At 25.6% G+C, this 7,732-nt stretch carries 8 protein-coding genes; 1 reads left to right on the forward strand and 7 read right to left on the reverse strand.

Annotated elements, in window-relative coordinates; translation table 11 throughout:
- Positions 1-74 precede the first annotated feature (74 nt).
- Positions 75-1,151 (forward strand): hypothetical protein, encoded by a 1,077-nt coding sequence (locus tag GBZ86_RS10260; protein ID WP_152890362.1) that lies wholly within the window; start codon positions 75-77, stop codon positions 1,149-1,151.
- A 141-nt stretch (positions 1,152-1,292) separates the two neighbouring features.
- On the opposite strand, the gene GBZ86_RS10265 is transcribed toward GBZ86_RS10260, so the two are convergent.
- The 7 genes from GBZ86_RS10265 to GBZ86_RS10295 all read right to left on the reverse strand — a co-directional run.
- The gene (locus GBZ86_RS10265) at positions 1,293-2,399 is read right to left on the reverse strand and encodes a phosphotransferase enzyme family protein (RefSeq protein ID WP_152890364.1); all 1,107 of its coding nucleotides are present in this window, start codon (positions 2,397-2,399) and stop codon (positions 1,293-1,295) included.
- Positions 2,392-3,321, reverse strand: a complete 930-nt coding sequence (locus GBZ86_RS10270) for a nucleotidyltransferase family protein (RefSeq protein ID WP_152890366.1) — start codon at positions 3,319-3,321, stop codon at positions 2,392-2,394. The genes GBZ86_RS10265 and GBZ86_RS10270 overlap by 8 nt, the downstream gene beginning before the upstream one ends.
- A gap of 270 nt (positions 3,322-3,591) precedes the next feature.
- Entirely contained in the window at positions 3,592-4,740 is a 1,149-nt protein-coding gene (locus tag GBZ86_RS10275) for an AI-2E family transporter (RefSeq protein ID WP_152890368.1), read from the reverse strand.
- Positions 4,741-4,950: 210 nt separating this feature from the next.
- Entirely contained in the window at positions 4,951-5,700 is a 750-nt protein-coding gene (locus tag GBZ86_RS10280) for a LytR/AlgR family response regulator transcription factor (protein ID WP_152890370.1), read from the reverse strand.
- A 2-nt stretch (positions 5,701-5,702) separates the two neighbouring features.
- Entirely contained in the window at positions 5,703-6,188 is a 486-nt protein-coding gene (locus GBZ86_RS10285; RefSeq protein WP_152890372.1) for a hypothetical protein, read from the reverse strand.
- Entirely contained in the window at positions 6,175-7,164 is a 990-nt protein-coding gene (gene floA, locus GBZ86_RS10290) for a flotillin-like protein FloA (protein WP_152890373.1), read from the reverse strand. The genes GBZ86_RS10285 and floA overlap by 14 nt, the downstream gene beginning before the upstream one ends.
- Positions 7,165-7,193: 29 nt before the next feature.
- Positions 7,194-7,732 (reverse strand): NfeD family protein (locus GBZ86_RS10295; RefSeq protein WP_422678919.1); only part of this gene is annotated, 539 nt, incomplete at its 5' end.

Below are 7,732 nucleotides of genomic sequence, written 5' to 3' on the forward strand. Positions count from 1 at the left end.
GTTTATTTACCTTTAGTAACCAATTTTAAATTCAATCATAAAATAATATATATTATTAATATGGAGGTAATACCATGTCTCGCTATTCAAATATGGTTGATCATAACCCTTATAACCATAATATGAATAAATCATTTTCAAAGCCACAACCTTATTATAACGTTCCTCCTAACTTTTATCCTAATAATTATAATAATCCAGGCAATTTTAACAATTCTTTTAGAACATCCACTCAAAATTTTAACTATGGATTTCCCTCAAATTATTATAATTATGCAAACTCCTATAAAAATAAAATACCTTGCCCTAATCATAATGCTCTACCGTCTACTTATAATAACATAAATAACCAACATATTAAATATGCACCCTGTACTTCACAATCAAATTATTTTAATAATAATTACGATTCAAATTGCTGCACTACTGAAAATACTAATTGTGATTTAAATGATAAATACTTTTCTCAAAACAATAATAATATTCCCCAAAATTCCAATTATCACTTTTGTAGTAAAACTTATAATACTCTAAAAAATCAACCTTATGGTAATTTTTTAAACTCTGAAAATAATACTTATAATTCAAATAAATCTAATTATGATTTTTCTCAAAAAACATATAATAATGAAGCAGCTTTTACTCAAAATACTAATAGTTCTACAAATGATTTCTGCAACCATGATTTTTGTAACCACCATGATTATATTAATCATATATGTAATGATTCTTATAAAGATATATCTCCTAATAAAGGAGCTCAATTTTTATCAACTTCTTCCTGTAATCCCGTAGTTCCTCCTGGATGTATATTATTATATAACCATAAAAATATAACTAGTAATGGTAGTGATATTAATTATAATATTAATAATGGCTCTTTTATTTTAGCACCTAAACATTGTTACCTAATTAATATCTATATATCTGGATTTACTGCTCCTTTTCAAAAATTATTCTTTATAATGTTTTTAAATGGATGTGCAACTGGTGCTACTCCTATTCAATCAGAAGCTATAAATTCTTATAATAGTGCCACAGCATACACAATTATAACAACAACAACAAATACAACTCTACAAATATTAAATGCCACCAATGGAGTGGTAAATAATGTAACTTCTTCTATAAGCCTTTTTCAAATATGTTAACTATAAATTTATTGCTCATATATTTTAAAAAAACTTAAGAAATTTATTAAACTTTTTTATAAGATAACTCTATAAATTTAAAGTTAAAATATAAAATAACTATAGGAATTTATTTTTCATAAGTTCCTACAGTTATTTAACTTAACAATATTTTTTTATTATATTCTGCATTTCTTCCATTTGTTTTTCCATATCTAAAACTAATTTAAATTGGTTTCTAGCTCTTTCTAAATTATGTTTTTCTCTATGAATTTTAAAATATACATCTCCATTTATATAGTCCATTAAAAATCTCATACCACATTCAAAAGTCATAAGTTTTGCACCAAATGGTAAATATTCAATCTCTTCTTTAGTAAGAGATTCCTTTACCTCTTCTAAAAAACCCTTAGAATATTGCTCATATAAATTAATGTCAAAATTAACTTTAGATAAATCCATTTCATCTTCTAAAGCAGTAGTTGCACCTGAACGAATTGAATCTCCAAAATCATATAATGATAATCCTGGCATAACAGTATCTAAATCTATTACTGCAATACCTTCTCCTGTTTCATCATCTATCATTACATTATTAAACTTTGTATCATTATGAGTAACTCTTAAAGGTAAAATCCCTTTTTCAATCATACTAACTAGCACTTTAGTATCTTCAGCTCTTTTAATAACAAAATCAATATCATCTTTTATAAAAATTACTCTTCCCTTTTCATCTTTTTTTATTGCTTCTAAAAATGCCTCATATCTTTTTTCAGTGTGATGAAAGTATGGAATAGTTTCATGTAAAATTTCTACTGGAAAATCTGCTAGTTGCTTTTGAAATTTGCCTAAAGCCTTTCCTGATGTATACAAATGTTCAGGTTTTTCAACTATTTGATATGTTCTAGCTCCATCTATAAATACAAAAGCTCTTAAATAGTCACCCTGTTCAGTTACATAATAAGTTTTACCTTCCTTAGTTGGTATAATATTTAATGTTTCTCTTAGTGGATCTCCATTAACTTCTTTAACTTTTTTTGCTATATGTGCTGTTACATTTTTAATATTTTCCATTAATTTGTCTGGATCTTTAAAAATAGCTGTATTTATTCTTTGTAATACATATTTTTGCTCTGAATTATTTTCATTTTTAAATTTTAATATAAAAGTATCATTAATATGACCACAAATATGTGATTTAGCTTCTATAAATTCTCCTTTAAAATTAAAGTTTTTTACTATTTCATCAAAATTATAATTTTTAACCATTTAAAAAATTAGCCTCCCATAATTTATTTGGATAAGTTTTTCCCATTAATTTATTTATCGCTTCTCTAGTATACCCTTTATCCTCTTTATATGTTACACCATACCATTGTTCTACTGATTTTAAAACTTTAACAGTTATTTTATTTTCTTTTAATAATTTATCTATTACAAATGGTATATAAAATTCATCTTGTAAACTCTTTTCTTTATTATCTAACCCTTTAAGAAAAAATTTAAATTCCTTTTCTAACTCATTAAAAATAGTAGGAGTAAATGCCCAAATATTCATAGAAGCTATACTTCCCTTTTCAATAGTAATCCACTCATTATTTTCATTAAGATACTTAGTTATATTTTTTATTTTTTTAATTTGAGTTCTTTCTTCAACTGAAATAAGATATTCATTTTTATCAACATTGCAAATACCCCTAGCCACTGTTCCAAATTCTGTCAATGTATTTTCTAAAACAAATCCAGCCATTGCATATTGATAAGGATTTTTATTATTTATTAAATAATCTCCTATTATTTTAAAGGTAGATTGTCCATAAAAATCATCTGCATTAATAACTGCAAAAGGGGTATTTATTATATCTTTACAACATAATATAGCATGACCTGTTCCCCAAGGCTTTACTCTATCTTTAGGTATATTAAACCCTTTAGGTATTTTATCTATTTCTTGAAAAACATATTCTACCTCTATAACATTATCTATTTTACTTTCTACTATTTCTTTAAAGCTTTTTAATAGTTCTTTTTTTATAATAAAAACTACTTTTCCAAATCCAGCTTTTATAGCATCATGTATAGAATATTCTATTATAATTTCACCATTAGGACCAATAGGGTCTATTTGCTTAAGACTTCCATATCTGCTCCCCATCCCTGCTGCCATCACTATTAAAGTGGGTTTAACCATAATACAATGCACTCTGCTAAAATTTTTCAAATTTTCCAATTTACAAGTTGGCAAATTTATTATAACTTATTTCCTTATATAAATTTCCTCAAATTCTATATATCTACGCCAAGTTAAAATAAGCTTAATTAATTTTAGACGAGCTGCTCCTCCTCTCTTTTCTAAAAACTCATATATCATAATTGTTGTAATATAATTTAAAATTATACAAACTAATTATAATATAACTTTCCCAATTTATCCATAATTTGCATAAAAAACTTACTGTTGTTACTTAATATTATTTATATCTATTTGTTTATTTTTTAATCGCTTATTTATTATTATTGATAATACTGTATATATTACTCCAAATAAAGGAACTCCTATTAACATTCCCATTATTCCAAACATACTTCCTCCAACCATCATAGCAAACATTATCCATATTCCAGTTAATCCTATGGAATTTCCTACTACTCTTGGATAGATTAAATTTCCTTCTATCTGTTGCATAACTATTATGAATATAATAAACCAAAAAGCTTTTATAGGACTAATCATAAGAATAATAAAAGCTGCTGGTATAGTCCCTATAAATGCTCCTAAAATAGGTATTAATGCTGTTGTGCCTATAAGTACACTTATTAATAAAGCATAGGGAAATGAAAATATAGTCATTCCTATGAAACATAAACATCCAATAATACAAGCTTCAGTACATTGACCTACTATAAATCTAGTAAATTTAAATTGTGCTATATATGATACTTCCATTATTTTATTAACTTTTTCTTTATTAAGAAAAGCATACATGGTTTTTTTAATTTGCATTATAAGATTTTCTTTACTTGCTAACATATATATAGCCAATACTAATGATAGAAAAAAATCTACTATAGTTGAAGTAACTCCTATAGTTATATCTAAAGCTTTACTTATCATACTACCTGTTACCTGCCCAAGTACTTTAAGAATTTCCTTCCACATTTTTAGTACTTCACTTATTATATCACCTAGTATAACAGCATTTCCCATAGTATTTGATATCATCTCCTCAAATCTTTTTACAGATTTAGGTATTACATCTACTAAGCTAGAGATACTCTCTGATAATTGAGGTATAACAAATATAATAACGCCCATAAATAACGCTACTATTAAAATTATACTAATTACTATAGCCAAAGGTCTTCTCAAACCTCTAATCCATTTTTTCTTACACTTTTCTAATGATTTTAATACCTTATTTTCAAAAAATTTCATAGGTATATTAAGAACAAAAGCAATACCTATTGCTACTACAAATGGTTTTATCACACTAAATATATATCCTGTTCCCTTTGATACAGTACTTAAATTCATAAGTACATAAGCTAATACTACTATATAAGTAGCTATTAAAAAATTCCATTTAATTCTCGTATTTTTAAATTTCAAAACTTTTTCCTCCTATTATTAATTATTAAATACTATATTAAAATTTCTCTAAAAGAAATATTTAAATTATATTCTCTTTATACTATAACAAAATTAAAAAAATCTTACAAAACAAGTAATTTTAAAAATTATTTTTAAAAAAAGTATAGAGAAACTAAATTTATTAGTTTCTCTATACTTTTTTTAATATAATTATAATTTTATCATTCTTTAATTCATAAAAAATATTTTTTTTATCTCTTCATATTTTTCTTGTGTTATAAGAGCATCTTTATTTATATCTTTAAATTTTACAACATAAGTCCATCTACCATAAGGAAATATTTTTGATATTTGAGAAATATTTATTAAATATGATTTATGACTTCTCATAAATTCATCTCCACCAAGTTTTTTCTCTATTTCTGTTAGTGTAGCTGAAGTAGTGAAATAATCATCTTTAGTATAAATAACTGTATTGCTATCTTCCCTTTGAACTAAAATAATTTCTTTAATATCCACAAAGCTTATACTTTCTTTCCCTTTTACTAAAAGTTTATCTAATCCCTTTTCATATCTTATTATTTTATCTAAATCATCATTATTATTTTTTAAATTTTCTATATTATTTATTCTATTTAATGTGTTAAAAACTCTATCTACATTAAATGGTTTAACTAAATAATCAAAAGCATATACTTCAAAAGCCTCTTGCATATAATCAGCATGAGCAGTAGCAAAAATTATTTTTGTTTTAGGATTAATATCAGCCATTTTTTTTGCACATTCAATTCCATTTCCTTCATTAATTTGTACATCTAAAAATACAATGTCTGGTTTTGTTTTTTCAAAGATCTTTATAGCTTCTTTAGCATTATCACATTCACCAATTACAGTAAACCCTTCTTTTTTTTCTATTATTTTTTTAAGTAAAATTCTTATTCCAGGTTCATCTTCAATTAATAATACCCTTAAATTCATAATTATCTATATCCTCTATTTTTATTCCTTTTTCGTTTACTTACTGGCTTTCCTAAAATTTCAGATAAAATTACAGCTTCTTTTAATTTATCTGAGTTTAAATTTTTTGTTATATTTTGAAATGCAAATTCTTTTTCATTTTCAGCTAATATATCTGATGTTTTTTTTATCATATTAGAAATTTCATTAGTAATTTCTTCTTTTAATTCATTATATTCTTTAACTTGATTTTCTAAAGAATTACTCTCTTCTATTTTTGAATCTTTATTAAATTCCTTTTCAAAAATCCTATCCTTTATTTCTTTAAAATCCTTATCCATAGTATTTTCTATAATCTTTAAATTTTCTTCTATATCCTCAACTTTAAATTTTCTATTTTTAAAAATATCTTTAGTACCTTCATTAAATGTATTAATACTGTTAAAAGAATTCGCTGATCCTAAAAGCTTTCCAAATAAAGATTCAATATCATTTTTATTTTTTGTCATTGCTATCCTCTCCTATAGCCTTGTTATTGTTTCCATTATCAGAAATAGAAGCTCTCATTTTTGTATCTGCCATTACATTTTGCATATCATAATAATCCATAACACCAAGCTTTCCTTCTCTTAAAGCTTGAGCCATTGCTCTTGGAACCTCCGCCTCTGCTTCTACAACAGATGCCTTCATTTCTTGTTCTCTAGCTACTGCCATTGCTCTTCGTTCTTCTGCTTTTGCTTGAGCAATATTTTTATCAGCTTCTGCTTGAAGTGTTTGTAAATGTGCACCTATATTTCTTCCTACATCTATATCTGCAATATCAATAGATAATATTTCAAAAGCTGTTCCTGAATCTAATCCTTTATTTAAAACTGTTCTTGAAATTCCATCTGGATTTTCTAATACTTCCTTATGAGTCATAGAAGAACCTACTGTAGTAACAATTCCTTCACCTATTCTAGCTAAAACAGTTGCTTCTCCAGCTCCCCCAACTAACCTTTCAAGATTAGCTCTTACTGTTACTCTAGCTTTTACTAATAATTCTATTCCATCCTTTGCTACTGCTGAAACATTAGTTGTTTCTATAACTTTTGGATTTACACTCATTTTAACTGCATCTAATACATCTCTACCTGCTAAATCTATAGCAGCAGCCTTTTCAAAGGGAAGATCTATATTTGCTCTTTCAGCTGCAATTAAAGCATCTACTACCGCATCTACATTTCCACCTGCTAAATAATGAGCCTCTAACTCGTTTACACTTAAATTAATTCCTGCTTTAGTTGATTTAATTAATGGTAAAATTATTTTATTAGGTACTACTCTTCTTAATCTCATACCTATTAAATTAAAAATACTAACCTTAACGTTAGCTGCTAATGAAGAAATCCATAATCCTAATGGAACAAGTTTTAAAAAACTCACCACCAATAAAATAATAACTACCACTGATACAATACTTAATCCAATATTTAAAGCATCCATTTTAAACCCTCCAAAAATTTAAATTATTTTTATTTATAATTACTTTTTCCCTTAACCACTAGTTTAGAGCCCTCTACTTTAAAAATAATAATTTCACTTCCTTTTTGTACATAGTCTCCTTCTGATACTACATCTAATCTTACCCCATTAAATTCACCAATTCCTGTTGGTCTTAAATCTGTAATAGTGATACCTTCTTTTCCAAGTAAATATTCTAAATCATTAGAACTTATATATCCTTTTTCTTTATTTTGTTCATCTTTTAAAATTAAAGGACTTACAATTTTCCCTTTAGAAAAGAACCATATCATAATACCTAACATTATTCCAACAATAGCAAGTATACCCATAACTAAGAGAATTACATCTATAAAACTTTTAGCAGTAATAAGAACACATAATACTAAACATGTAACTCCTAGTATTCCAGGTAATGAAAATCCAGGCATCATAAACTCTATTCCAATTAGAATAAAACCTATAATTAATAAAAGTACACTTAAAAATGTAAAACTTCCTATCAATCCTTCAATCATAAACATCACACCCTTCTTATATGCTATATATT

Origin of the sequence: Clostridium tarantellae (assembly GCF_009295725.1) — a bacterium.
GTDB classification, from domain to species: Bacteria; Bacillota; Clostridia; order Clostridiales; family Clostridiaceae; genus Sarcina; species Sarcina tarantellae.

What these genes read in the sequence shown, in the direction of transcription:
- GBZ86_RS10260 (WP_152890362.1), top strand. Translation starts at nt 75, where the DNA reads ATGTCTCGCTATTCAAATATGGTTGATCATAACCCTTATAACCATAAT.
- GBZ86_RS10265 (WP_152890364.1), bottom strand. Translation starts at nt 2,399, where the DNA reads ATGGTTAAAAATTATAATTTTGATGAAATAGTAAAAAACTTTAATTTT.
- GBZ86_RS10270 (WP_152890366.1), bottom strand. Translation starts at nt 3,321, where the DNA reads ATGGTTAAACCCACTTTAATAGTGATGGCAGCAGGGATGGGGAGCAGA.
- GBZ86_RS10280 (WP_152890370.1), bottom strand. Translation starts at nt 5,700, where the DNA reads ATGAATTTAAGGGTATTATTAATTGAAGATGAACCTGGAATAAGAATT.
- GBZ86_RS10285 (WP_152890372.1), bottom strand. Translation starts at nt 6,188, where the DNA reads ATGACAAAAAATAAAAATGATATTGAATCTTTATTTGGAAAGCTTTTA.
- floA (WP_152890373.1), bottom strand. Translation starts at nt 7,164, where the DNA reads ATGGATGCTTTAAATATTGGATTAAGTATTGTATCAGTGGTAGTTATT.